The following is a 25,581-nucleotide window of genomic DNA, read 5'->3' as shown; positions in this document are numbered from 1 at the left end:
GTTCCTGACTCAGAACACTTCTCCAGTTTCGAAGTCGATGTTTTCATCGCCTTCTACTTCATCGGCGCTACCGGAAGATGAGCTGTGTGACAGCAGCATTTCACGCAGTGTTTTTTCAATTTCGGCTGCAATTTCAGTATTTTCAGCCAGGAACTTGGTGGCGTTGGCGCGGCCCTGACCGATCTTGTCGCCCTTGTAGCTGTACCATGCACCGGACTTTTCAATCAGCTTGTGCAGTACACCCAGGTCTACCAACTCGCCGGTACGGTTAATGCCCTGACCATAGAGGATTTGGAAATCGGCCTGGCGGAAAGGCGCGGCAATCTTGTTTTTAACCACTTTCACGCGGGTTTCGTTACCCACCACTTCGTCGCCTTCTTTGATGGCGCCGGTGCGGCGGATATCCAAACGCACGGATGCGTAGAATTTCAGAGCGTTACCACCTGTGGTGGTTTCAGGGTTACCGAACATCACACCAATTTTCATACGGATTTGGTTGATGAAAATCAGCAAAGTATTGGACTGCTTGAGGTTACCAGCAAGCTTACGCATGGCCTGGCTCATCATTCGGGCCGCAAGACCTACGTGAGAGTCACCGATTTCACCTTCGATTTCGGCCTTGGGAACCAGCGCCGCTACCGAGTCCACAATGATTACGTCAACGGCGCCACTGCGGGTCAGAGCATCACAGATTTCCAGCGCCTGTTCACCGGTGTCTGGCTGAGAGCACAGCAGGTTATCAATATCTACACCCAGCTTACGGGCATATACAGGGTCGAGGGCGTGTTCGGCATCGATAAAGGCGCACACTTTGCCTTCACGCTGAGCCGCAGCAATCACTTCGAGGGTCAGAGTCGTTTTACCTGATGATTCAGGACCATAGATTTCTACGATACGGCCCATTGGCAGACCGCCTGCACCAAGAGCCACGTCCAGAGACAGCGAGCCGGTGGAGATGGTTTCCACGTCCATGGAGCGGTCTTCGCCCAGCTTCATGATGGAGCCTTTACCAAATTGTTTTTCAATTTGGCCAAGAACGGCGGCAAGTGCTTTCTCTTTATTTGGATCGATTTTCATTGTTCCCTCTCACACACAGCAAGCGCTGTGAAGACGCAACGGTTAATGCGGTTCAGGCAAAAGCCCTGTGTATTTGTACATAATGAAAGCTAGTATACTGTACAATCATACAGTATCAACCCCTGTGTGAAATAATTTTCAACAGCATCGAAATAGGCTCTTTCATCGCCTTGAATTGAAAAGGATCACTTTGTCGAAAAACTTGGTAGACTGAGCGCCCATAGGCTTTACCCCGGTCCTGTACAGGCTTTGACCTGACAAGTCCCATCGCAATTACAGAGTGGCAATGAACAGCACAGACCTGCTTGATCTCGAAAAACACACTCCCATGATGCGTCAATACCTGACCATGAAGGCAGCACACCCGGATATGCTGCTGTTTTATCGCATGGGTGATTTTTATGAACTCTTTTATGACGATGCCAAGCGTGCCTCAGAAATGCTGGCCATCTCGCTGACCGCGCGTGGCAAGAGTGGCGGGGATCCTATTCCCATGGCCGGGATCCCTTATCATGCGGTAGAGGGGTATCTCGCCAAGCTGGTTCAACTTGGGCAATCGGTTGCCATTTGTGAGCAAATTGGCGATCCGGCCACCTCAAAAGGTCCGGTAGAGAGAAAAGTCGTTCGTGTAGTCACGCCGGGAACCCTTACCGATGAAGCCCTGCTGCAGGAACGGCAGGACAACCTTCTGGCGGCGGTTTATCAAGGCAAGGTGGGTTATGGTTTTGCCACTTTGGATGTGGCATCCGGCCGTTTTGTGATTGCAGAATTGCCAAGCCGTGAAGCGCTGGAGGCAGAGCTGCAGCGCACCAGTCCGGCAGAGCTGTTATACAGTGAAGACTTCGCCGATATGGGGATGATTAACCATATCAAGGGAAAGCGGCGCCGCCCCGAGTGGGAGTTTGACTACGATACCTGTATCAAGTTGCTGCTTGAGCAGTTCGGTACCCGCGATCTGCGTGGCTTTGGCATTGCCGATGCGCGCCTGTCGCTGCAGGCCGCAGGCTGTTTGATGCAATATGTGAAAGATACCCAGCGCACCGCCCTGCCCCATATCAATTCCATCGTGCGCTTCAATCAGGGGGACAGCATCATTCTGGATGCCGCCACCCGTCGCAATCTGGAGCTGACTGTCAGCCTGTCAGGTTCCCGCGAAAACACCCTTGCCAGCGTGCTGGATAATACAGTGACTGCCATGGGTAGCCGTATGCTGCAGCGGTGGATACATCAGCCACTGCGATGTCACGATACCATTCGCGGTCGCCAGCAGGCAGTGCAGGAATTGTTGGAGACAGGCCTTTACGAGGACCTTCGCGCAGAGCTTAAAGCCCTTGGCGATATAGAGCGTATTCTGGCGCGTCTTGCACTGCGAAGCGCCCGCCCGAGAGACTTTGCCCGGTTAAGAGATGCCCTCGGCATTCTGCCCCTTATCCGCGAACGCGTGCAGCGCTGTGAGTCACGCCATCTTAAGTCACTCAATATTCTTCTGGGGGCCTTTCCCGAAGAGTATGAGCTGCTTTGCCGCGCAATTGTGGATAATCCACCAGTCCTTATTCGTGATGGAGGCGTCATACGCGAAGGCTATCACAGCGAGCTCGATGAATGGCGCAAGCTCAGCGATGGTGGCATCGATTATCTGGAGCAGATGGAGCAGCGCGAAAAGGAGCGCACCGGTATCGCCACTCTCAAGGTTGGCTATAACCGGGTACATGGCTACTACATTGAGGTCAGCCGCGCCCAATCGGCATTGGTGCCCATTGCCTATCAGCGCCGTCAAACCCTTAAAAATACAGAGCGCTATATCACCCCTGAACTTAAAGAATACGAAGAGAAAGTACTGTCCAGCCAGGGCAAGGCACTGGCGCTTGAAAAGCAGCTGTGGGAAGAGCTGTTCGATTTGATATTGCCCAAGCTTCAGGAATTGCAGGACTTTGCCCGCGCCGCCTCTGAACTTGACGTGCTGGCAAACTTTGCCGATAGGGCCGATCTCTTCAACTATCACTGCCCTGAGCTTAGCGACATTACGGGCATTTTAATTGAAGCAGGCCGTCACCCCGTGGTTGAGCGGGTCAGCCAAAGCCCCTTCATCCCTAACCCTGTGGAACTGTCCAATCAGCGCCGTATGTTGATTGTGACTGGCCCAAACATGGGCGGTAAATCAACCTATATGCGGCAGGTTGCGCTTATTACCCTGATGGCCCATATCGGCAGTTTTGTGCCCGCAGAGCGCGCCCTGATTGGCCCGGTTGACAGAATATTTACGCGCATCGGTGCCAGTGATGACCTCGCTTCCGGCCGCTCAACCTTTATGGTGGAAATGACCGAAACCGCCAACATTTTGCACAATGCGACAGCCAACAGCTTGGTGTTAATGGATGAAATTGGCCGCGGCACCTCGACCTACGATGGTATGTCACTGGCCTGGTCGGCGGCGGAATATCTGGCACAGAAACTCGGTGCCATGACCTTGTTTGCAACCCACTATTTTGAGCTGACCCAGCTGCCAGAAATGCTCCCCGGGGTTCATAATGTCCATCTGGATGCCATTGAGCATGATGATACTATTGCCTTTATGCACGCAGTACAGGAAGGCGCAGCCAGTAAGAGTTATGGTTTGCAGGTGGCCGCACTTGCAGGGGTTCCAGCCAACGTCATCAAGGCTGCCAAACACAAGCTGCATCAGCTGGAAAGCCGCGATCACGGGGTCGATATGAGCAAGCAGCAAGCGTTGCCATTGACTATGACACCTGAGCCTTCTGCCGCAGAGTTTCGTCTTAAGGCAATAGATCCAAACGATTTAAGTCCGCGTCAAGCGCTGGAACTCCTGTTCGAGTTAAAACGTTTAGTCTGAAAGCCAAGCATTAGCTGACGCGAGCTGAATATTTTCGGCTGTGAGGTAAAGGGCAGTGATGCTCAGGGCAGTGATGCTCAGGGCTGTGATGCTTAGGACTCTGAAACCATAAAACAAAAACGCCTCATTTATTGAGGCGTTTTTTATTGCCAGTATCTTTTAGGTTCTGAACAGGGCTTCTACCGACAGCCCCTGAGCACTCAAAATGTCTCTTAAACGCTTAAGCGCTTCTACCTGAATTTGCCTTACACGTTCACGGGTCAGACCGATTTCGGCACCCACATCTTCCAGCGTTGATGGCTCATAACCGAGCAGACCAAAACGACGTGCCAACACTTCCCGCTGCTTGGTGTTGAGCTCATTGAGCCAATTCACCACCGAATTTGAAATGTCCTCGTCCTGCACCTTATAGTCTGGGCCAACAGAGTCATCATCGGGTAATACATCCAACAGCGCCTTATCGTTGTCACCACCCAGGGGCACATCCACAGAAGTAATTTTTTCGTTGAGCTTGAGCATGCGGCTCACTTCAACGCTGGGGAGGTTCAGTTTGGCCGCAATTTCCTCAGCGGTAGGCTCATGATCGAGCTTATGCGCCAATTCACGGGCGGTTCTCAGATACACATTGAGTTCTTTAACCACGTGAATGGGCAAACGAATGGTGCGGGTTTGATTCATTATGGCCCGTTCAATGGTCTGGCGTATCCACCAGGTGGCATAGGTCGAGAAACGGAATCCACGCTCAGGATCAAACTTTTCAACGGCCCGGATCAGGCCAAGGTTACCTTCTTCAATTAGGTCGAGCAGAGCAAGTCCACGATTGTTGTAGCGACGCGCTATTTTCACTACCAGCCGCAGGTTGCTTTCTATCATGCGATTACGTGACTTTTCACAGCCGCGCAATGCTTTGCGGGAATAATAAACTTCTTCTTCTGCAGTCAGCAGAGGGGAAAAACCAATTTCACTCAAATAGAGTTGAGTAGCATCAAGGTTACGTTGTAAATCGTCCTGAACCTGCTGTTCCAGCTCCAGGTCTTGAACCAGACTGACTTCTTCACCGTCCATATTGGTGTCGCAATCTGCTTCTTTTCCGGAAAAATCTACAAGCTTTTCGGCAACAAGCGTATTGTTTTTCAAGCTCATAATATTGTCTCCCAAACCCAAAATTTGTTGATGACTTTAAATCACTTTTTTATCCTCCAAATGCCAAAATTGGCTGCCGTAAATTATTTCTTCGGCAAATACTTAAGTGGATTGACTGATACACCATGATCACGGATCTCGAAGTGAAGCATCACGTGTTCAGCGTCAGTATTCCCCATGGTCGCAACTGTCTGTCCTGCACTGACCCGTTGCTTTTCTGTCACCAGGATCTTGTCCAGATGGGCATAAGCACTGAGGAAGTCCTCACTGTGCTTGATAATGACCAGGTTGCCGTAGCCTCTCAGTGCGTTGCCAGAATACACCACTCGCCCTTCGGCGGCGGCTCTGACCGGATCCCCGCGTCTTCCCGCTATTTTGATCCCTTTACTCCCCTGCTCTCTGGCAGAGAAAGTCCCAATCAAGCGTCCTTTTGCTGGCCAGAGCCAGCGTGCTACTTCACTCGGTAAACCGTCAGTGGCAGCCGCTACCAGGTTATCGCCTTGTTGTGAACTTGTTACAGCGTAATCAGCTTTATTTTTCGGATCAAGTGTTTTTTTCTGTGCTACTACGGATGATTGACCGCTGGACACAACTGGGCTAGCGCTTTGTTTTCTATCATTTTTGGCTGTTACCGACTTGGTTTCCGGTTTCGAGGACGCCGTTGTGGTTTGCTTTGTTGGCTTGGTGTTTTTAGCCGTCGATGACAGCTTTAAAACCTGCCCGGGAAAGATAGTGTACGGTTTATTTAGTTGATTAATCTTGGCTAATTCGTGGTAATCCGTGCCAGCTCCCCAGGCAATTGAGTAGAGGGTATCGCCCTTTTTTACTTTATAAGTTGAACTGGTCAGACTTCCCTTGGGGTGTGCGGGCTTTTTTTTGGAATTCAGGCTTTCGACTGGTGCAGGCGAGTGCGCCTGCATGCTGCAACCAGCCAACAGGAGCAAACAAAGGCAGCAAGTTGTCAATCTCAACATGAATGAGCAGCTCCCGAAGTCAGCATGATTTACGCCAGGTTTCCATTGACCAAGGGCACAAACTTTACTGACTCAATGACCTCGGAAGCATAATCCTGCCCTGCACGGGTGATGGCCAATAATTGCTGGGCATCCTCACCCACCGGGATAATGAGCCTCCCGCCTTCAGACAATTGCTCAAGTAAAGCGGCTGGCACGCTGGCAGCTGCAGCAGTCACCATGATGGCATCGAAGGGGCCACGGTTGGGCCAACCCTGCCAACCATCACCGTATTTAAAAGACACATTGTGCAAATCGAGGCGCTTAAGACGTTGCCTTGCCTGAATTTGCAGTGCCTTGATACGCTCGATTGTGCAAAGCTCTGGTACCAGCTTCGCCAGGATAGCCGCCTGATAGCCAGAGCCCGTACCCACTTCCAGCACCCTTTGAGGCCGGTTTTGCATTACCAGCTCTGTCATGCGGGCAACGATATAGGGTTGGGAAATGGTCTGCCCCTGACCTATGGGCAGCGCGGTGTTCTCATAGGCTTTGTGTGCCAGTGCGGCATCAAGAAACATTTCCCGGGGCGTGTTGGCGATGGCCTGCAAAACGAGGTTGTCGCGGATCCCCGCGTCATACAACTTCTTTGCAAGGTTGATAGCCACCGTCGAGCCGGTCTGGTTCATATCTTTTCTATCCAGTTTGCCAGTGCGTTAAGTTGACTGTGTGCGGTCAGGTCGACGGTTAACGGCGTGATGGAAACATAGCCTTCGGCTACGGCGCCAAAATCGGTGCCTTCGCTGGCATCCAGCTCCTCACCCGGAGGACCAAGCCAGAAAATTTCCCGACCCGCCGGGTCGTTGGTTCTTACCACCCCTTCGGCCCTGTGACGCGCCCCAAGGCGAGTCACCTTGATGCCCTTGATTTGCTCAAGAGGCAAATCGGGCACATTCACATTAAGAATTTGGTCCGCTGGCAATGGGTGAGCCTTCAATCCTTCAACGATACGCACTGCAATTTGCGCAGCCGCATCATAGTGATCTGGATTTCTGGCTGACAGGGACACAGCAATGGCCGGCAGGCCCTGAAACCGCCCCTCCATGGCCGCAGCCACTGTGCCGGAATACAGGGTATCATCCCCCATATTAGCCCCAGCGTTGATCCCCGACACCACCAGCTCAGGCTCTTGGGTGCATATCTCGCGAATGGCGATGTGCACACAATCCGATGGTGTACCGTTAACCGCAATATATCCGTTGTCTAACCTATTAATTCTCAATGGATTAGTCAAGGTCAGCGAATTACTTGCAGCGGAGCAGTTTCTGTCTGGCGCCACCACATCCACATGGGCTATGGTCTTTAACGCCTCGGCGAGCGCCTTGATACCCGGGGCATGCACCCCGTCATCGTTACTCACCAACAGGCGCATTGGCTGCCTCCTGAGCCTGACGCTCGGCCACCGCCCGGCGCCACTCCAGCTCTTTCACGTCTGTGTATTCGCAAAGCTCTCTGAGCACACTGGTGGCAAAAGCACCGGCAGGCAGGCAAAAATCCAGGGTCAGGGTATCGCCATCCACTTTAAAACTAAGCTGCTCAGGACGGAGCAGCAGTGCACGGCGCTCTTGGGTTAGGCCTTCTTTTTCAAGGCCATCGCGCTCGAGTGCATACGGCGCCAGCACCTCAGACTCAAACTCGCCGGCCTCGCCCCTGGCGAGCATCTCACCGCGGCCCCACAGGGGCGCCGACAACTGAATGTCCTGCTCGGCAAGACGCTTACTCAGGGTGTCATCCCAGCTTTCAGCGGTAAAAAAGCTGCGTGAGCCAGAAAGCATTACACAATCACCCTCGATGGGCGCAGCGCCAAAACGCGCCAGACGCGCGCTGGCCACCTGATTGAAAAGCTCTGAGCGCACCGCTGAGAGATACAGGCTGCGCTTGTTTCTGTCTTTGACCTTGCGGCCTTCGAACATCTGCCGCGCCTTAACCAGATTGCCACCGTCATGGCCAAAACGTTGCTCGCCAAAATAATTGGGCACACCGCCAGAACGCACCTGCTCGAGCCTTGCAACCAGCGCCTCAGGGTCGGAAACATTACGCAGTACCAGGGTAAAGCGGTTGCCTGAGAGCGCGCCGGTGCGCAGCTTCTTACCATGGCGGGCAAACGACAGCACCTGCATCTGCTCATTGCTCATGGCGGCCCAGTCAGGGGTTTCCTTACCGGGAATACGTACGCCAAACCACTGCTCTGTGATGGCGTTTTTGTCCTTTTGGCCGGCAAAGGTCACTTCTTTGGGATGCACCTTGGCAAATTTGGAAATCATCTCCGCCACCTGAGCTGTGTTTAACCCATCTTTACGGATATGGAGCAGGTGGTGCTCGCCCTCACCTTCGGGCAGGAACGGCAGGATTTCCTTTACCTGGAAATCGCTGTTGTGGGTGCGGATATCGGCGCTTACAGCCGGCTTGCCGTAGAGATAAGTCAGCTCAGTCATTTCACATTCTCCATCAACACCACAGCTTCCACGGCGATGCCTTCTTTGCGACCGGTGAAGCCAAGCTTCTCGGTAGTGGTCGCTTTTACGTTGATATTATTAAGCTCAGTTTGCAGATCGTCCGCCAACACAGCACGCATGGCCTCTATGTGGGGTAACATCTTTGGGGCCTGGGCGATGATGGTCACATCCAGGTTGCCAATGGCAAAGCTTCGCTCACGGGCAAGCTTAAAGCAGTGACGTAACAGCACACGGCTGTCGGCCCCTTCATAGGCAGCGTCGGTGTCGGGAAAGTGCTTGCCGATATCACCCAGTGCCATGGCACCCAGGATGGCATCGCTGATGGCATGCAGTACCACGTCGCCATCGGAGTGGGCAATAAGTCCTGTTTCGTAAGGCACTTCGACGCCGCAGAGAATGAGTGGACGGTCTGCGCCAAACTTGTGCACATCAAAACCGTGGCCAATCCTGATTTTCATGGAAATTCCTTAAGTATTTTGCTGCTGGGCCTGAAGAACCTGCTGGGCTTCTAAAAATAGGGCCGCCAGCTGTAAATCATCCGGGTGGGTAACCTTGATGTTGTCGGCACGGCCACTGACCAGCCCCGGATGCACTCCGGCCCACTCCATCGCCGACGCCTCGTCGGTGATAGAAACACCGGCGGCCAGTGCCTGCTCCAGATTCTGTTTCAAGCTCGCTGCCGGAAACAGTTGCGGCGTTAATGCATGCCAGAGGGCTTCTCGGCAGACTGTGGCGTCTATGCTGCCATCCTTCGCCGCCCGCTTCATGGTATCCCGCACCGGCATGGCGAGTATCGCCCCTTGTGGGAAGTGCTGCCGACTCTTAAGCAGCGCATCTATGTCACCATGGGTCAAACAGGGCCTGGCTGCATCGTGCACCAGCGCCCAAGCATCGCTGTTATCCGGCAATGCAGAAAGGGCTGCCAATACCGAATCGGCGCGCTCTTTTCCGCCCTGTACCCGGGTAAGCTTGGGGCTGTGCGCCTCAGCCAAACTGTCAAACCAGCTATCTTCGGCCGACAGGGCGACTATGACCTTATCAATGGCCGGATGGGAGAGCAGCCTTTGCAGGGTATGAGCCAGAATAGGTTTATCCAATAACGGCAGGTATTGCTTGGGGATAGTGGCCCCCATACGGCTGCCAATACCGGCCGCCGGAACTATGGCGACAATGCTGCCGCTGGAGGTTGCTTTAGAATTCATTGACTGTCCTGTGACTGTTCCTCAGAGCGGGTACTGCGACTATCGTTACCCACAACCCGGAAGAAAGTTTCACCCTGTTCAATCAGCCCAAGTTCATTACGGGCCCGCTCTTCCAGCGCCTCTGTACCACTTTTCAGGTCCTGAATTTCTTCTTTCAGTACCTCATTGCGTTCCAGCAACTCGGCATTACCGGATTGCTGATGGCTTATCCTGTCTTTCAGGGTGAAGTACTCGGTAAGGCTATTTTCGCCAAACCACAGCCGGTACTGGAGCAACGCCAGCAAGGCAAAGAGAACCAGAACGAATGGCTTCATGGATGAATTGCAGTGATTGGGTGAATTTGGGGAGATATTACAACAAAAAAGGCCACCTTGGGGGTGGCCTTTTGCGCATTCAATCAAATTTTATCAGGCGATTAGCCCTTGGCATTGATTTCGGTCAGACCGCGGTATGGCGCTTTCTCACCCAGTTGCTCTTCGATACGCAGCAGCTGGTTGTACTTGGCAACGCGGTCAGAGCGGCACAGTGAACCTGTCTTGATTTGACCGGCAGCGGTACCCACAGCCAGATCGGCAATGGTCGCATCTTCGGTTTCGCCTGAGCGGTGAGAGATAACGGCAGTATAACCGGCTTCTTTGGCCATGCGGATAGCGGCCAGAGTCTCGGTCAGAGAACCAATCTGGTTGAACTTGATGAGGATTGAGTTACCGATACCCTGCTCAATACCGCGGCTCAGGATCTTGGTGTTGGTTACGAACAGGTCGTCACCTACCAGCTGTACCTTGTCGCCGAGGATTTTGGTCTGGTAAGCCCAGCCATCCCAATCAGACTCGTCCAGACCGTCTTCGATAGACACGATTGGGTACTGCTCGGTCAGTGACTTAAGGAAATCAGAGAAACCGTTTGAGCTGAATACTTTGCCTTCGCCAGACAGGTCGTACTGACCGTCTTTGTAGAATTCAGACGCAGCGCAGTCCAGCGCCAGGGTCACGTCGGTGCCCAGCTTATAACCGGCGGCTTCAACGGCTTCTTTGATTACAGCCAGCGCATCGGCGTTGGAAGCCAGGTTAGGGGCAAAACCACCTTCGTCACCCACGGCGGTGTTCAGACCCTTAGACTGCAGCACTTTCTTCAGGTTGTGGAAGATCTCGGCGCCCATACGCAGGGCTTCACGGAAGCTCTTGGCGCTCACTGGCTGCACCATGAACTCCTGGATGTCCACGTTGTTGTCAGCGTGCTCACCACCGTTAAGGATGTTCATCATAGGCACAGGCATGCTGTACTGGCCTGGGGTACCGTTCAGCTCAGCGATGTGGGCGTACAGTGGGATGCCTTTTGCAGCGGCGGCGGCCTTGGCAGCGGCCAGAGACACAGCCAGAATGGCGTTGGCGCCCAGCTTGTCTTTGTTCTCGGTACCGTCCAGAGCGATCATGATGCCGTCGAGCTCAGCCTGAGCGGTGGCGTCTTTACCCAGCAGGGCTTCACGGATAGGGCCATTTACGTTGTCAACGGCCTTCAGAACGCCTTTACCCAGGTAACGGGCCTTGTCGCCGTCACGCAGTTCCAGCGCTTCGCGGCTACCGGTAGAAGCACCTGATGGCGCAGCTGCCATGCCCACAAAGCCACCTTCCAGGTGTACTTCGGCTTCCACAGTTGGGTTGCCGCGTGAATCCATGATTTCACGACCGATCACTTTGATAATCTTAGCCATAATGTCCTCGATTTAGTCTTGAATTAAAGGTTAAGTTGAAAAGAAAAACCCATACCCATCTCAGCGCTACATGAGCTCATGAACCAAATTGAATGCACCCTGATATGGGTATCTGATTTTTCTTATGTTTTTGTGCCATCGCTTATTTAGTGACGGCGAATAATTAACCACAAGGAACAAAAAGGCCGGTACTGCCATCGCGGTACCGGCCTCTTGGCATTAGCTCAGGCTGCGCTTTTGATGCGCTCTGGCTGCAGCCACAAAACCTTCGAACAGCGGATGTCCGTCACGGGGTGTTGAAGTAAACTCCGGATGGAACTGACCAGCCACAAACCATGGGTGGTTTGGCAGTTCAATCATTTCCACCAGTTTGCGGTCAGAAGACAGGCCGCTGAATACCAGACCGGCTTTTTCCAACTGCTTCACATAGTGGTTGTTCACTTCGTAGCGGTGACGATGACGCTCAATACAGCTCTCGGAGCCGTACGCTTCGGCAGCCTTAGTACCGGCCTTGAGGTGACACAACTGTGCGCCAAGGCGCATGGTGCCGCCCAGATCGGACGCTTCGTCGCGCTGCTCAATATTACCTTCTTCGTCGATCCATTCTGTGATCAGACCCACAACCGGATGCGGAGTTTGCTTGTTGAACTCGGTAGAGTGCGCATCTGTGAGGCCTGCCACGTTACGGGCGAACTCGATAAGGGCTACCTGCATACCGAGGCAAATACCGAAGTAAGGCAGGTCGTTTTCACGGGCATACTTGGCGGCCATGATTTTACCTTCCACGCCACGCTCACCGAAACCGCCGGGTACCAGAATACCATCGAGGCCCGCCAGGGCTTCTTCGCCTTTGGCCTCTACGCTTTGTGAATCGATGTACTTGATGTTCACAGTGACGCGGTTTTTCAGGCCAGCGTGCTTGAGCGCCTCGTTCACTGACTTATAGGCGTCTGGCAGCTCGATGTACTTGCCCACCATACCAATGGTGATTTCACCGTTGGGGTTGGCTTCCTGATAAATCACGTTTTCCCACTCAGACAGGTCGGCTTCTTTGCATTCCAGGTGGAAACGCTTGCAGACCAGGTCGTCCAGACCCTGAGAGGTCAGCAGAGCCGGGATCTTGTAGATGGAGTCAACGTCTTTCAAAGAGATAACAGCGCGCTCTTCCACGTTACAGAACAGGGAAATCTTGGCTCGCTCGTTGGCAGGAATGGCGCGGTCACCGCGGCAAACCAGAATATCCGGCGCAATACCGATAGAACGCAGTTCTTTTACTGAGTGCTGGGTTGGCTTGGTTTTGACTTCGCCGGCAGCACCGAGGAATGGCACCAGAGTCAGGTGCATGAACATGGAGCGGTCACGACCCAGTTCAACGCCCAGCTGACGGATAGACTCGAGGAACGGCAGCGATTCGATATCACCCACGGTACCGCCAATCTCAACGATGGCCACGTCATGGCCTTCGCCGCCTTCCAGCACCTTGGCCTTGATGGCGTTGGTGATGTGTGGAATAACCTGGATGGTGGCGCCCAGATAGTCACCGCGGCGCTCTTTACGCAGAACTTCTTCGTAAATACGGCCGGTGGTGAAGTTGTTACGGCGGTTCATCTTGGTACGGATGAAACGCTCATAGTGACCCAGGTCCAGATCCGTCTCTGCGCCGTCCTCAGTCACAAACACTTCACCGTGTTGTGTCGGGCTCATGGTACCTGGGTCAACGTTGATGTAAGGATCCAGCTTCATGATGGTCACGTTGAGGCCCCGTGCCTCGAGAATGGCTGCCAATGATGCTGCTGCAATGCCTTTGCCCAGCGACGAAACCACGCCGCCAGTCACGAAGATATACCTTGTCGTCATGCTGAACCTGAGAAAATATGAGTGTGAAAATATGTGCTTGTAAGAAAGCACCAGGACGGGGCGACAGTATATCAAAGCCCTGTGCTTTCGACAAACCTCAACGGGGAGATTTTTCCTGCTCTTTTACCTGATCCCAGAAGCCATCAAGCTCGGCAAGGGAATAATCAGTCAATTGTCTGCCTCCCAGGGATGCCAACTCCTCCACGCCGCGAAACCGGCGTTCAAACTTTTGATTCGCCCGGCGCAGCGCCTGCTCGGGCTCGACGCCCAGATGGCGCGCCATGTTCACCACGGCAAACAAAAGGTCGCCCATCTCGCTGGCAACCCGCTCTGGGTCGGGATTATCCACCTGCACTTCGGCCAGTACCTCGGCAATTTCTTCTTCCACCTTGGCCACCACCGGCGGCAGCTCGCCCCAGTCAAAGCCCACCCGGGCAACCCGTTTCTGGATTTTGGCAGCGCGGCTTAGGGCCGGCAGGCCAACCGGCACATCATCCAGCACCGAATGTTTGTCTTTTGCTTTGCGCTCAGAGGCCTTGATGGCTTCCCAGTTATCTTTGACCTCGTTGCTGGAGCTCACTTCAAGATCGCCAAACACGTGCGGATGGCGGGAGGTGAGTTTGGCGCAGATGCGTCTGACCACCTCATCGAAATCAAACAGTCCCTGCTCTTTGCCAAGCTGGCAATAAAACACCACCTGAAACAAGAGATCCCCAAGCTCGTCCGGCAGCTCATCAAGATCCATCCGCTCTATGGTGTCAGCCACTTCATAGGCCTCTTCCAGGGTAAAGGGCACTATGGTTTCGAAGCGCTGCGCCTTGTCCCAGGGGCAGCCATGCTCCGGGTCGCGCAATTTGGCCATAATGACCAGCAGCGGATTGATGTCAGCATTTGGCTGTTCATTTGCACTGATTTCGGTGCTCATTTGCATTCCCTTCTGCTGTGCATTCTGCGCAGCTATGATTTAAAACACGTTAAAAACAAAGGCTGCGACGCAGCCCTTGTTTGAAAGGTTTAGGATTCATCGACTCCGGCGTTAGAGGCGGCGTGCCTCAATCACGCCATCCACCTGACCGAGCTTCGACAGCACCCTCGAGAGGCCATCGACGTTGTAAAGCTCGAGTTCCAGCTCAATCGCGGCGGTCTGGTTTTTGATATCCGATGAGCTGCTCATGGCAAGCACGTTGGATTTCTCGGCCGCCAGCACCGAGGTTAAATCCCGCAGTAAACCGGTTCTGTCGTTGGCGAGTACCCGCAGGCGGATTTTGTAGCCACCTGAGTAGTTTTCTCCCCAAACCACGTCCACCACCCGCTCGGGATGGGCGCGCATCAGCTCTTTTACCTGCTCACAGTCGGCGCGGTGCACAGAAATACCGCGGCCCTTGGTGATAAAACCGAAAATTTCATCACCGGGCACCGGGCGACAGCACTGGGCGATATGGCTTAGGAGATTACCCACGCCGTTGACTTCAATCTGATCCCGGGTCTTGGCAATGGGTTTATGCTGGCCTTTCTTAACCAGATCTTCCACCGCCTCTTCGTCGGAAATCTCATGCACCCGCATCCGGCTTTGAATGTGGTTTACCACCTGATTGAGGCGCACATCACCGCCACCGATGGCCGCCAAGAGGTCGTCCATGTTGGTCATGTTGAAGCGCTCTATGGCGCTGGCAGCATCTTTTAACGTCAGGCCCACACGGCCAAGTTCAACCTCCAGCATTTCGCGGCCGGCCGCCAGGTTTTTGTCCCTGTCCTGCTGCTTGAACCAATGCTGGATTTTGCTGCGGGCACGGGATGTCCTGATATACCCCAGGTTGGGATTCAGCCAATCGCGCTTGGGATTGGGGTGCTTAGAGGTGATGATTTCAATCCGCTCACCGGTTTCCACCTGATAGGTGAAGGGCACGATGCGGCCATCCACCTTGGCGCCAATGCACTTGTGGCCAACCTGGGAGTGGATGTAATAGGCAAAGTCAAGCACGGTACTGCCTGCGGGCAAGTCCACCACTTCGCCGGAGGGGGTGAATACATACACCCTGTCCTCAAACACCTGGCTGCGAATTTCTTCCACCAGGTTGCCACTTTCCACCACGTCTTCCTGCCACTGCAGAATTTTACGCAGCCAATTAATTTTCTCTTCGTAGCCGCTCTGCTTGCCGGCATGGCCCTCTTTGTATTTCCAGTGGGCAGCAACACCAAGCTCGGCGTCCTGATGCATGGCTTCGGTACGAATTTGAATTTCGACGGTTTTGCCTTCAGGCCCCACCACCACAGTGTGGATGGACTGATAGCCGTTGGGTTTGGGGTTGGCGACATAGTCGTCAAACTCCCGGGGAATATGATGGTAGAGGGTGTGCACCACACCGAGGGCGCCGTAGCAGTCCTGCAAACGGTCGGTGACAATACGCACGGCGCGCACATCAAACAGCTCATCGAACTTGAGGTGTTTACCCTTCATCTTGCGCCAGATGGAGTAGATGTGTTTGGGACGGCCATAGACCTTGGCGCGAATGTGCTCTTCATCGAGCTTGGCCTGCAGGTCATTCACAAACTGCTCTATGTAGGTTTCGCGATCGATGCGTTTACCGTCGAGCTGCTTGGCGATTTCCTTGTAGGTTTCTGGGTGCAGATAGCGGAACGAAATATCTTCCAGCTCCCACTTGAGCTGGCCAATCCCCAAACGGTTTGCCAGCGGCGCGTAAATATCGGCGATTTCTCGGGCCAGCAGCACCCGGGTTTCTTCGTCGGCATTTTTTACCGCCCGCAGCAAACACACCCTTTCGGCAAGCTTAATCACCACGGCGCGTACATCTTCCACCATGGCCAGCAGCATCTTACGGATGTTGTCGATTTGCATTTCGGCCGAGCGCGACTGTTCACTCAGTTTCAGGCTGCCGATGGCATTCATGGTCACCACACTGGCCACCAGGTTGCCCAGCTTGTCACCAAACTTTTCGATGAGTTTTTCCTGGGGTAAGAGCCCCGCTTCCTGCACCGAAAACAGCACGGCCGCCTGCAGGGTCTCCAGATCCATATTCAGCGGCGCCAGGATTTCAATCATCTCTCTGGCGCGGGACATCAGGGCATCGTGGGCCTTGGCGTCCTTTACCGGCATCGCCTGAACAGTACGCAGCAGCTCAAGCAGCACCCTGGCATCCTCGGCGTCGTCCACATAACGAACCACCCAGTCTTCCAGATTGAAATCGACATCGTTGAAATGTGCTTCGCGGACAGACACCATAGGCTTAAGGATCCCTCTTCCCACTCTGGGCCAAACAAGTTAAAGACTTTATCTTCAGGATTGGCACGCGCTTGTCAAACCCAAGCGGACCGATTGTCCATTAATTTTGCTACATCCAGCAAAATTCATCCGTTAATTGACCAATTCGAACAAGGCCATGCCTTCGCTGTGATGGGTCTGGGGGAACATGTCCACCAGACCAAGGCGGGTCAATTGATATCCGGCCTCAAACAGCAGCACTGAATCGCGGGCTAGGCTTGCCGGGTTACAGGACACATAAAGCACCCTGGAAGGTTTCATTTTTTTAAGCCACTTCAGGCTCTCGTATGCACCGGCTCGGGCCGGGTCCAGGAGCAGCTTATCGATTTTGCCAAGCCAGGGTTCGGCGACCAAATCTTCACTGAGGTCGGCGCAGTAAAAACTGAGGTTATCCAGACCGTTAATGGCGGCGTTTTTCTTCGCCTGCGCCACCATTTCCGGCACACCTTCAACGCCAATCACTTCAGCGCCCTGCTGTGCAAGTGGCAAACTGAAGTTCCCCACGCCGCAAAAGAGGTCGAGCACCCGCTCACCGGCCTGCACGTCGAGCCAGTTTATGGCCTGTTTGACCATGGCCTGGTTGACCTCGCCATTGACCTGAATAAAGTTGCCCGGCGCGAAAGCAAGCTTAAGCTCATCCAATTGGTAATAAGGCAATTCATGGCTGTTGGAGAGAAACTCAAGCTCCCCCTCATTGCCCTGCAACAAGAAGGCAATTTGCCGCTCATCGGCGAAGGCCGAAAGCAGTTTTTTATCGCTTTGGGCCAATGGGGCCGTAACCCTCAGCACAGCAAAAAGCCCGTTGGCGGCCAGTGTCAGCTCAAGATGCCCCAACCGCTGCTTGCCTTTGAGACGGTTAAGGAGCGTGGCAAATGGCGATATAAGGTCAGAGAGAGGCCCGGCGAGCACAGCGCAGCTGTCGATACCCACTACCGATTTACTGCCCTCTTCCCGGAATCCCAGCGCAAGCTTGTTGGTGTCCTTATCCAGCAAGGTGGCCAACCTGGCCCGGCGACGGTAATGCCAGCTGTCACCGCTCAGGTCATCGCAGTTCACAACCACAGGCTGGGCTGCCGCGCGGCTGACAATATCACCCAGTGCCTGGCGCTTGTATTCAAGCTGACGTGGCAGCGACAGATGCTGTAAGTCGCAGCCACCGCATTTGCCATACCAGGGGCAAGGCGGTGTTTGCCGGTCAGGGCTCGCCTCAGACACCCGCTGCAACTTGGCATGGGCATAGTTTTTCTTCTGCTCAGTGAGCTGCACTTCGACGGTTTCGCCCGGCAAAGCGCCCGGAATAAACACCACCTTGCCCTGATGTTCGGCAATGCCAGCGCCCAAATGATCGAGTCTTTGCACTGTGAGTGCTATCTTTTGGGAGAGCTTTTTCGCTTGATTGGGTTTCGCTTTGAAAAACTGCGCCATTGTGGCCTCATACAAGAAAAATCTGTTAAGACAGCCGGGTTTCTGGCAGTCTTAGTACATTCAAACTCAAAGGAAATCAGGGACAACCCAGCACATGAATACCGCGCACAATATGACAAAATACAGTCTGCGGTCCTGGGTATTGGTGTTGGCGCTCGCGCCCACTATCCTCGTTGGTATCCTTTTGGGCAGTTACTTTACCATAAACCGCTTCTATGATCTTGAAGACACGCTCAAGGATATGGGCAGTAACATCATAGAACCTCTGGCCATTTCGGCTGAGCAGAGCCTGTCGACCAATAACCGCGAAATCACCAAAATCCTCCTGGCTCGGGCTCAACTCAACAAGTCGACACTGGTCAAATCCATTGCCATTTTTGACATTAACAATCAGTTATTTGTCACCTCGCACTATCACAAAGACTTTGAGGTGATGCGCTACAAAGAAGCGCTGGAAAGCCTCAAAGAAACCCAATTCGAACATGAAGGAGACACCCTGATTGTTCGCACCCCCATCTTTGCCATCAGCGACAAACAGCCCATGGGCGACAGCAGCGATGAAGGCGGTGGCCGCTTCAGCGAAGCCGTTATCATGCCGGACAACTCCAACGCGACCCTGCTCGGCTACGTCTCCATGATGCTGAACAAGGAAAAAGCGCTGCTTGAGCAGCACAGGGCCGCCGTTGCCGCCTTTATCATTGTGCTGATTGGCGTGCAGTTGAACCTGCTGTTTACCTTCCGTCTGGTAAAAAACGTGACCCAGCCCATCACCGACATGGTGAAACTGGTGGGCAAAATCCGCGAAGGTAAACTGGATGCACGGCTTGAAGGCAATCTCATCGGTGAGCTGGACCTGCTCAATCGGGGTATTAACGCCATGGCGGCATCGCTGTCGGAATACCATGATGAGATGCAGCAAAACATCGACCAGGCCACATCTGATCTTCGCGAAACCCTGGAACAGATTGAAATCCAGAACATAGCACTGGATCGCGCCAAGAAAGACGCCCAGGAAGCGAGCCGCATCAAGTCTGAGTTTTTGGCCAACATGTCCCACGAACTCAGGACGCCGCTCAACGGGGTGATTGGTTTTGCCCGGCAACTTCTTAAAACCCCGCTGCATTCCAGCCAGATGGAATACATCAAAACCATCGAGCGCAGTGCCACCAGTTTGCTTCAGATAATCAACGACATCCTCGACTTCTCCAAGCTTGAAGCCAATAAGATGGTGCTCGAAACCATGCCCTTTGGCCTGCGCGCATCACTGGAGGACACCATCAACCTGCTGGCAGGCAGCGCCCACGCCAAAGGGCTCGAGTTTGTGGTGGATGTGGATGCCAACGTACCGGAAAACCTGAGTGGCGATGTGATGCGCCTCGGACAGGTAATGACCAACCTCCTGGGCAACGCCATCAAATTTACCGAGGAAGGCAGTGTCCATCTCAAAATTAGTCTTGCCAGCCTGGAAGACAACAACCTGACCCTGCGCTGTGAAGTGACTGACACAGGCATAGGTATTGACCCCGAACAGCAGGAACTCTTGTTCCAGGCCTTTGGTCAGGCCGACTCCTCCATTTCCCGTCGCTACGGCGGCACAGGTCTTGGGCTGGTTATCACCAAGCGTTTGGTGGTGCAAATGATGGGCGGCCGCATAGGCTTTAATTCCGAGGTCGGCAAAGGCTCCAGCTTCTGGTTTACCGTGCCGCTGCAGCTCAGCCCCTTCCCGGTACACGATACCCTGCCGCTGGAAAAACTCATCGGCCACTCGGTACTCTTGTTTGAGCCCCGCAAACTCACCCGCGAGTCCATTGCCCGTAAGCTAAAGGACTGGCACATGATGGTGACACTGGCGAGCAACGAAGATGAACTGGAGCGGCATTTGGACGACAGGCACTACGACGCCATCCTGTTATCTGGCCAAAGCTGCGAATCGTGCGAAGATCTCCAGCGGCACCTGTCGCAGGTGAAAGACCATACAGGCTCGCTGCTGCTGCTTAACGACTGTCTCGACCCTGAGGTGTACACCCAGGAGATGGAGCCCTTTGTGGATTTGGTGCTGCAGCTGCCTGTGAGTGAGCTGAAACTGGCGCAAAACCTGATTTTCCCACCGGTGAAGAAAAACGCCGCGCCCAAACCGGCGCTGGCCACCAAACCCAGCGCCCGCCATCCCCTCAATGTGTTGGCAGTGGACGATAACCTGGCAAACCTCAAGCTTATCGACACCTTGCTGAAAGAGCTGGTTGCCAACGTGGTGGCGGTCAGCAGTGGCGATCAGGCGGTGGCGCTGGCCAAGAGTCGCTCGTTCGACCTCATCTTTATGGATATTCAGATGCCGGGCACCGATGGGGTCACAGCCACCCGGCTTATCCGTCAGGACTCACTCAACCGCAATACCCCGATTATTGCCGTTACCGCCCATGCCATTAACGAAGAACGTGAGCGCATTCAGGCAAGCGGCATGGACGGTTATCTGCCCAAGCCCATCGATGAAGCCGCCCTTAAAGGGGTGATTTCGCGCTGGCTAACCCGGCCCAAATTCACCCATTTCGACAGTAACACTCTCAACTGGGAGCTGTGCCTGAGCCAGGCCAATCAGAAAGAAGATCTGGCCATCGACATGTTGAAGATGATGCTGGAGTCCTTGCCCGGTACGGTTAACGATATCGAGCTTGCCATGGCCCGCAGCGATAACGAGTCTATGCTGTATACGGTGCACAAACTTCACGGGGCCAGTTGCTATTGCGGCGTGCCCACCACCCAAAAACTCTGCCAGCAAATTGAGTCTGCGCTGAAGCGTGGCGCCGATGTGGCGGATGTTGAACCGGAAATCCTTGAGTTACTTGATGAGCTGACTAAGGTAGAATCGGCGGCAACCCAAGTAATTTCCCAGATGTCAGCGGAAGTACCCAATGAGTTCTAAACCCGGATTTTTCAAGCGTCTTAAAGCGCTGTCTTTGCCACAAAAGCAATTATTCGCCGTAGCCCTGTGCCAGCGCATGTATCCCAACTATCAGCTGTTTTCAGAGGTCTGTGAATATGGCGATCCCAAGGTGCTGGACACCGTGCTTAACCTGTTGTGGCAGTCGCTCTACGACAGAAAGCTGAAGTTAAACCTGGAGCTGCACACCAACAAACTCGAAGAGGTGATCCCTGAGCCGGAAAACTTTGATGTTTATGGCGTGTACCCTGCCATGGATGCCGTGGTCGCCCTGATAAGCCTGCTCAGCGGCATCGAGAGCAAAATCGAAGAAGACATCACCAATATCAGTAAGCTGTCTTCCGCTACCGTGGCCAACTATATTGAAGCCATCATCGATGTGGAGTTGGAAGACGAGGCGCTGGATGACTTTGTCTTTGCCCATGAAGCCATGGTCGCAGAGCGTGAGCTGCAAGGCACATTATTGGAGCTGATTGAAGACAATCCGGATATGTCGGCGGATTTTATCAAGGCACTGCGCAAAGAACTGGTATCCAGCGGCGTGTCCAATATTGGTATCAGCCTGCAGGAATCCTGAAACGGCTATTCAGAGGTGACATGTGAGAACCTTACTTTATCAAGGCTTTATACTCACTAATCTCGACGGAAAAACCGACAGCTGGCGTTTAACCATAGCCGATGAAGTGCGCATCGGCTCTTTGTTTGAACTTCGCCGTCAGGTGGCGTTTTATCAGGAGCTGGGCGTCCTCCCTCCGGTGAAGGACTATCCGGCTCCCACTTCCACATCCCCCAAGCGCAAACCAGGCCACCCACCCAAGGGACGCAAAAAACAGTTGGGTTAAGCGTCCATCGCAAATAACCCCGGCGCCCGCGACTTCATAAAATCGATAAAGGCTTTCACCTTGGCAGGTTGTTGCTGCCGCTGGTGACACAAAATCGAGATCCGCCGCGTTTCTCCCCGCCAATCCGGCAATACAGGCAGCAGCAACCCGCGTTGCAGCTCCTGCTTAAAGAAGAGTTCCGGCCCATACAAGATACCACCATCATCCACACAGGCGCTGATAGCCCCCTGCAGATCGGTCAGCGTCAGGCTCGCGGGTCCGTCATAATAAAAAGCCTCTCCCTGAGGATGCCTCAGCGACCAGTTATATAAAGGCCACACCTTGATAATATCGTGAGCGGCAAGGCTGCTGGGATGAGTTGGCATACTGCGGCGCTGCAGATAGTCAGGTGATGCCACCAGGCGGTAATCCAGCGTCCCAAGCGGTACCGCTATCCAGGAGGAGTCCGGTTGAATACCGCCCACGATGGCGATATCGATGCCTTTGTCGATAAGGTCGACTACCTCGTTTTTTTGGGTGATATGCAGCCTGATACCCGGATATTCCCGCCGAAACTCGTTGATGGTTTTCATAAAAATCATCGAGATGATGGAGATGGGGGCAGCAATACGCAACGTGCCTTCGAGCGGGTCTTCGCCATCTCCATAAAGCGCATCCACTGCGCTCACCAGGGATTTGTAGCGCTCGTAAAGCGCCATTCCTTCCTCGGTGAGGCGAATTTTGCGGGTACTTCGCATCAATAGCTGACGACCGCGGTTTTCTTCCAGGCGGGATAATTTGCGGCTGACGGTTGCCACAGGCATCGAGAGACGATCCGCCACCGCAGACAGGCTACCGGCATCCACCAACTGCACAAAGAGGTAAATCAATTCAAGTTCGCTACCCGGATGCTCTCTCATGCCGTTTCCCGCCGTTAATCATGGATATGCCTGCGACCAAGGACCAATGGTCAGCTCGCATCATGATATGCTAATTTGCCTGCCGAGCCCCACTGCAAAGGGGGAAATTGTGATCTGCCGAGGCCCCTGCTGTGATGTTCAACCTCCTCATTCCGCTGCTCGCTGTTGTTGCCGTGATGATTGCGGGCGCTGCCAGCTCCAGACTCCTTCCAGGCTGGTTAGAGCGTTTTCTCAATCAATACGTGTATTACCTGGCATTTCCGGCCATCCTGTATGTGAGCCTGGCCAATACTCCCATTGAAGAAATTCTCAACCCCGGATTTGTGCTGGGTTATCTGCTTGCCATGGTGGTGACCTATGTATTGGTGCAGCTGTGGTCACTGAAACATGAACAGGGACAAACCCGTCCCGCGAGCCTGCGAGCCCTGTCGGCCACCTTCGGCAACACCGCGTTTATCGGTATCCCCGTGCTGGCGATGCTGTTTCCGAATAATCCGCAGGCACTGATGGCTGCTGCGCTGGCAAGCCTTTTATCAGTCTTGATGTTTGCCGTTACCGTGGTGCAATTAAGACTCGCGACCCAACCTCTGACCGGCATGGCACGGTTAAGCCTTGCGCTGCGGGTGGTGAGCAGAAATCCCGTGGTCATCGGCTGTGCCCTCGGGGTATTGGCCTCGGCGATGCAGTTTTCACTGCCTTCGATACCGGATACCCTGGTGACATGGATAGGTAAAAGCTCCAGTCCCTGCGCGCTCTTTGCCATTGGCATAGCGCTGGCCCGCTCCATGCGAGAGCCTGAACAAACTCAGACGGGCGTGCCCTTCTGGCACGTAAATCTGGCGAAACTGGCTTTGCAGCCACTGCTGGTATGGCTACTCTTCAGTTGGTTGGGGGTGAGTGCGCAGCTGACCGTGATGGGCGTGCTGCTTTCCGCCATGCCCACTGCCGCCAGCGTTTACCTGCTGGCCTATCAGGATAAAACCCTGGAAAAGCAAATCGCCCGGGGCATAGTGGCAGGTACGCTGCTGACGCTTTTCAGCCTGCCTCTGCTGACGATGGGATTAAACCTGATAACTCAGTAGCCAAAAATTTTTCATGTCGGGGTTGCGGGACGATTTACTGTACAAAAAATCAGTATATACTGTTTATCAATACAGTACTTTGATTGCTAATCACACAGGATTGCCGTCATGCTTTGTCAGCTCAGCATCAATAACTTTGCCATTGTTCGCTTTCTGGAATTGGACTTCCGTCCGGGTATGACCAGTATTACCGGTGAAACCGGTGCCGGTAAGTCCATCGCCATTGATGCCCTGGGGTTGTGCCTGGGTAACCGCGCAGACGCCGGTGCCGTGCGCCCCGGTGCCAGCAAAACCGAGGTCAGCGCCCGCTTCTCTCTGGATGATGTGCCCCTGGCCCGACGCTGGCTGGAGGATAACGATCTTGAGCTGGACGACGAATGTATTCTCAGGCGCACCATCACTGCCGATGGCCGTTCACGGGCCTACATCAATGGCAATCCTGTTCCCCTGTCACAGCTCAAATCCCTTGGGCAATATCTGGTGGGGATCCACGGCCAGCATGCACACCACGCCCTCTTAAAAAACGAACACCAACTGACACTGCTGGACAGCTACGCCAACCACCGCATGCTGCAGGAGTCGGTCGCCAGCGCCTACCAGCGCTGCCGTCAGGTCGAAGCCGAATTAAGGCAGCTCGAGCAAAGTCAGCAGGAACGCATTGCCCGCAAACAGCTGCTGCAGTATCAGGTTGAAGAATTGGACGAATTTGCCTTGATGGAAGGAGAGTTCGAACAAATCGAGGCAGAACACAAACGCCTCGCCAATGGCACCGCCCTGATTGAAGACTGTCAGCACACCCTGTCGCTGCTCAGTGAATCCGATGAAGGCAATATTGAGTCGCTGCTAAACCGAGCCTTATCCCTTGCTGCAACCCTGGAGTCGCTCGACCCAACCCTGGCCCCCATAGGAAATATGCTCAATGACGCCCTTATTCAGGTGCAGGAAAGCAGCAGCGAACTTGGCCGTTACCTGTCCAACCTGGAGCTGGACCCGGAACATTTTGCCTATCTCGAAGAACGACTCTCCAAAGCCATGACCCTGGCACGAAAACACCATGTTGCTGCCGATAAACTGGCTGCACATCATCAAGAGCTTGCCAGGGAACTGACTGGATTGGACTCCGATGAGGCACAGCTGGATGAACTGAAGCAACAGGTGCAAACCAGCAGGGAAGCCTATCTCAGTCACGCGCAGAAGCTCAGTCAAAGCCGTCTTCGCTATGCCAGGGAGCTGGATAAACAGGTCACCGCCTCCATTCAGGAACTCAATATGCCAAAGGGTAAGTTCACCATTGAGGTGAGCTTCAACGACAAGCAAATGAGCGCAAATGGCAGTGACAGTGTAGAGTTTTTGGTGACCACCAACCCAGGCCAGCCTCTGTCTCCATTGGCCAAGGTTGCCTCGGGAGGTGAACTGAGCCGCATTGGACTGGGCATTCAGGTGATTACCGCGAAAAAGGTCTCAACCCCCACACTGATTTTTGACGAAGTAGATGTGGGTATTTCAGGCCCAACTGCGGCTGTGGTTGGACGTATGCTCCGCTCCCTCGGTGAAGCGACACAGGTATTTTGTGTCACCCACTTGCCCCAGGTTGCCGGTAATGGCCATCAACATATGTTTGTGAACAAATCCACTAAGGGCGGACAAACAGAAACCTCGATGAAGCCGCTGGACAAAGACGCCCGGATACAGGAGCTGGCGCGCTTGCTGGGTGGCGATACCATTACCGAGAATACTCTCGCCAATGCCCGCGAGCTACTGCAAGGAACGTAAGCAAGACTTTCCAATAAATATCACTAACTAATCAA

21 protein-coding genes are annotated in these 25,581 nt (G+C 53.9%); 6 read left to right on the top strand and 15 right to left on the bottom strand.

All coding sequences use genetic code 11. The annotated features are described in order from the left end of the window. Positions 1–9: 9 nt before the first annotated feature. Positions 10–1,077, bottom strand: coding sequence for a recombinase RecA (recA, locus tag K0H79_RS05305; protein ID WP_011759162.1), 1,068 nt, complete (start codon positions 1,075–1,077; stop codon positions 10–12). A 286-nt stretch (positions 1,078–1,363) separates the two neighbouring features. Between recA and mutS the strand changes: the two genes are divergently transcribed. Beyond that, the gene (gene mutS, locus K0H79_RS05300; protein WP_220077561.1) at positions 1,364–3,928 is read left to right on the top strand and encodes a DNA mismatch repair protein MutS; all 2,565 of its coding nucleotides are present in this window, start codon (positions 1,364–1,366) and stop codon (positions 3,926–3,928) included. 159 nt (positions 3,929–4,087) lie between these two features. Here mutS and rpoS read toward each other — a convergent pair whose 3' ends face one another. The 13 genes from rpoS to rlmD form a co-directional block, all read right to left on the bottom strand. Further along, on the bottom strand, positions 4,088–5,071 hold the full coding sequence (rpoS, locus tag K0H79_RS05295; RefSeq protein ID WP_220067096.1) for an RNA polymerase sigma factor RpoS: 984 nt from the start codon (positions 5,069–5,071) through the stop codon (positions 4,088–4,090). A gap of 83 nt (positions 5,072–5,154) precedes the next feature. After that, positions 5,155–6,045, bottom strand: a complete 891-nt coding sequence (locus tag K0H79_RS05290; RefSeq protein WP_220077560.1) for a peptidoglycan DD-metalloendopeptidase family protein — start codon at positions 6,043–6,045, stop codon at positions 5,155–5,157. A gap of 29 nt (positions 6,046–6,074) precedes the next feature. Then, positions 6,075–6,710, bottom strand: coding sequence for a protein-L-isoaspartate(D-aspartate) O-methyltransferase (locus tag K0H79_RS05285; RefSeq protein ID WP_220077559.1), 636 nt, complete (start codon positions 6,708–6,710; stop codon positions 6,075–6,077). After that, a complete protein-coding gene (surE, locus tag K0H79_RS05280) occupies positions 6,707–7,453 on the bottom strand; it encodes a 5'/3'-nucleotidase SurE (RefSeq protein ID WP_220077558.1) in 747 nt (248 codons plus the stop codon). Before surE ends, K0H79_RS05285 begins: the two co-directional genes overlap by 4 nt. Beyond that, on the bottom strand, positions 7,434–8,516 hold the full coding sequence (truD, locus tag K0H79_RS05275) for a tRNA pseudouridine(13) synthase TruD (protein WP_220077557.1): 1,083 nt from the start codon (positions 8,514–8,516) through the stop codon (positions 7,434–7,436). The genes surE and truD overlap by 20 nt, the downstream gene beginning before the upstream one ends. After that, positions 8,513–8,995: a 2-C-methyl-D-erythritol 2,4-cyclodiphosphate synthase gene (gene ispF, locus K0H79_RS05270; protein ID WP_220077556.1), complete on the bottom strand. Its 483-nt coding sequence runs from the start codon at positions 8,993–8,995 to the stop codon at positions 8,513–8,515. The genes truD and ispF overlap by 4 nt, the downstream gene beginning before the upstream one ends. 9 nt (positions 8,996–9,004) lie before the next feature. Beyond that, positions 9,005–9,739 carry a 2-C-methyl-D-erythritol 4-phosphate cytidylyltransferase gene (gene ispD, locus K0H79_RS05265; RefSeq protein ID WP_220077555.1) on the bottom strand — a complete coding sequence of 245 codons (735 nt, stop codon included), beginning with the start codon at positions 9,737–9,739 and terminating at the stop codon, positions 9,005–9,007. Beyond that, entirely contained in the window at positions 9,736–10,053 is a 318-nt protein-coding gene (gene ftsB, locus K0H79_RS05260) for a cell division protein FtsB (protein WP_220077554.1), read from the bottom strand. Before ftsB ends, ispD begins: the two co-directional genes overlap by 4 nt. 101 nt (positions 10,054–10,154) lie before the next feature. Then, positions 10,155–11,450: a phosphopyruvate hydratase gene (eno, locus tag K0H79_RS05255; protein WP_220067088.1), complete on the bottom strand. Its 1,296-nt coding sequence runs from the start codon at positions 11,448–11,450 to the stop codon at positions 10,155–10,157. 219 nt (positions 11,451–11,669) lie between these two features. Next, the gene (locus tag K0H79_RS05250) at positions 11,670–13,307 is read right to left on the bottom strand and encodes a CTP synthase (protein ID WP_220077553.1); all 1,638 of its coding nucleotides are present in this window, start codon (positions 13,305–13,307) and stop codon (positions 11,670–11,672) included. 97 nt (positions 13,308–13,404) lie between these two features. Further along, positions 13,405–14,232 (bottom strand): nucleoside triphosphate pyrophosphohydrolase, encoded by an 828-nt coding sequence (gene mazG / locus K0H79_RS05245; RefSeq protein WP_220077552.1) that lies wholly within the window; start codon positions 14,230–14,232, stop codon positions 13,405–13,407. A gap of 111 nt (positions 14,233–14,343) precedes the next feature. Continuing rightward, entirely contained in the window at positions 14,344–16,548 is a 2,205-nt protein-coding gene (gene relA, locus K0H79_RS05240; protein WP_220067085.1) for a GTP diphosphokinase, read from the bottom strand. A 132-nt stretch (positions 16,549–16,680) separates the two neighbouring features. Continuing rightward, positions 16,681–18,012: a 23S rRNA (uracil(1939)-C(5))-methyltransferase RlmD gene (rlmD, locus tag K0H79_RS05235; protein WP_220077551.1), complete on the bottom strand. Its 1,332-nt coding sequence runs from the start codon at positions 18,010–18,012 to the stop codon at positions 16,681–16,683. 94 nt (positions 18,013–18,106) lie between these two features. Here rlmD and barA point away from each other — a divergent pair, with 94 nt between their 5' ends. From barA to K0H79_RS05220, 3 genes are read left to right on the top strand one after another with little or no spacing between them, the layout of a single operon-like run. After that, positions 18,107–20,932 carry a two-component sensor histidine kinase BarA gene (gene barA, locus K0H79_RS05230; protein ID WP_220067083.1) on the top strand — a complete coding sequence of 942 codons (2,826 nt, stop codon included), beginning with the start codon at positions 18,107–18,109 and terminating at the stop codon, positions 20,930–20,932. Further along, positions 20,922–21,527: a YjaG family protein gene (locus K0H79_RS05225; RefSeq protein ID WP_220077550.1), complete on the top strand. Its 606-nt coding sequence runs from the start codon at positions 20,922–20,924 to the stop codon at positions 21,525–21,527. Before barA ends, K0H79_RS05225 begins: the two co-directional genes overlap by 11 nt. 22 nt (positions 21,528–21,549) lie before the next feature. Then, positions 21,550–21,792, top strand: a complete 243-nt coding sequence (locus K0H79_RS05220; protein WP_220077549.1) for a DUF3319 domain-containing protein — start codon at positions 21,550–21,552, stop codon at positions 21,790–21,792. Here K0H79_RS05220 and K0H79_RS05215 read toward each other — a convergent pair. Continuing rightward, positions 21,789–22,691, bottom strand: a complete 903-nt coding sequence (locus K0H79_RS05215; protein WP_220077548.1) for a LysR family transcriptional regulator — start codon at positions 22,689–22,691, stop codon at positions 21,789–21,791. The two genes, K0H79_RS05220 and K0H79_RS05215, sit on opposite strands and share 4 nt — an antisense overlap. Before the next feature lie 134 nt (positions 22,692–22,825). On the opposite strand from K0H79_RS05215, the gene K0H79_RS05210 reads away from it, so the two are divergent. Next, positions 22,826–23,773: an AEC family transporter gene (locus K0H79_RS05210; protein WP_220078096.1), complete on the top strand. Its 948-nt coding sequence runs from the start codon at positions 22,826–22,828 to the stop codon at positions 23,771–23,773. Between the two features lie 108 nt (positions 23,774–23,881). Then, positions 23,882–25,546 (top strand): DNA repair protein RecN, encoded by a 1,665-nt coding sequence (gene recN, locus K0H79_RS05205; RefSeq protein WP_220077547.1) that lies wholly within the window; start codon positions 23,882–23,884, stop codon positions 25,544–25,546. Positions 25,547–25,581 lie beyond the last annotated feature (35 nt).

This window comes from Shewanella sp. FJAT-52076 (assembly GCF_019457455.1).
In the GTDB taxonomy this organism is placed as follows: domain Bacteria; phylum Pseudomonadota; class Gammaproteobacteria; order Enterobacterales; family Shewanellaceae; genus Shewanella; species Shewanella zhangzhouensis.
Note: the sequence above shows the minus strand (reverse complement) of the source record. Positions and strands in the feature narration are given on the sequence as shown.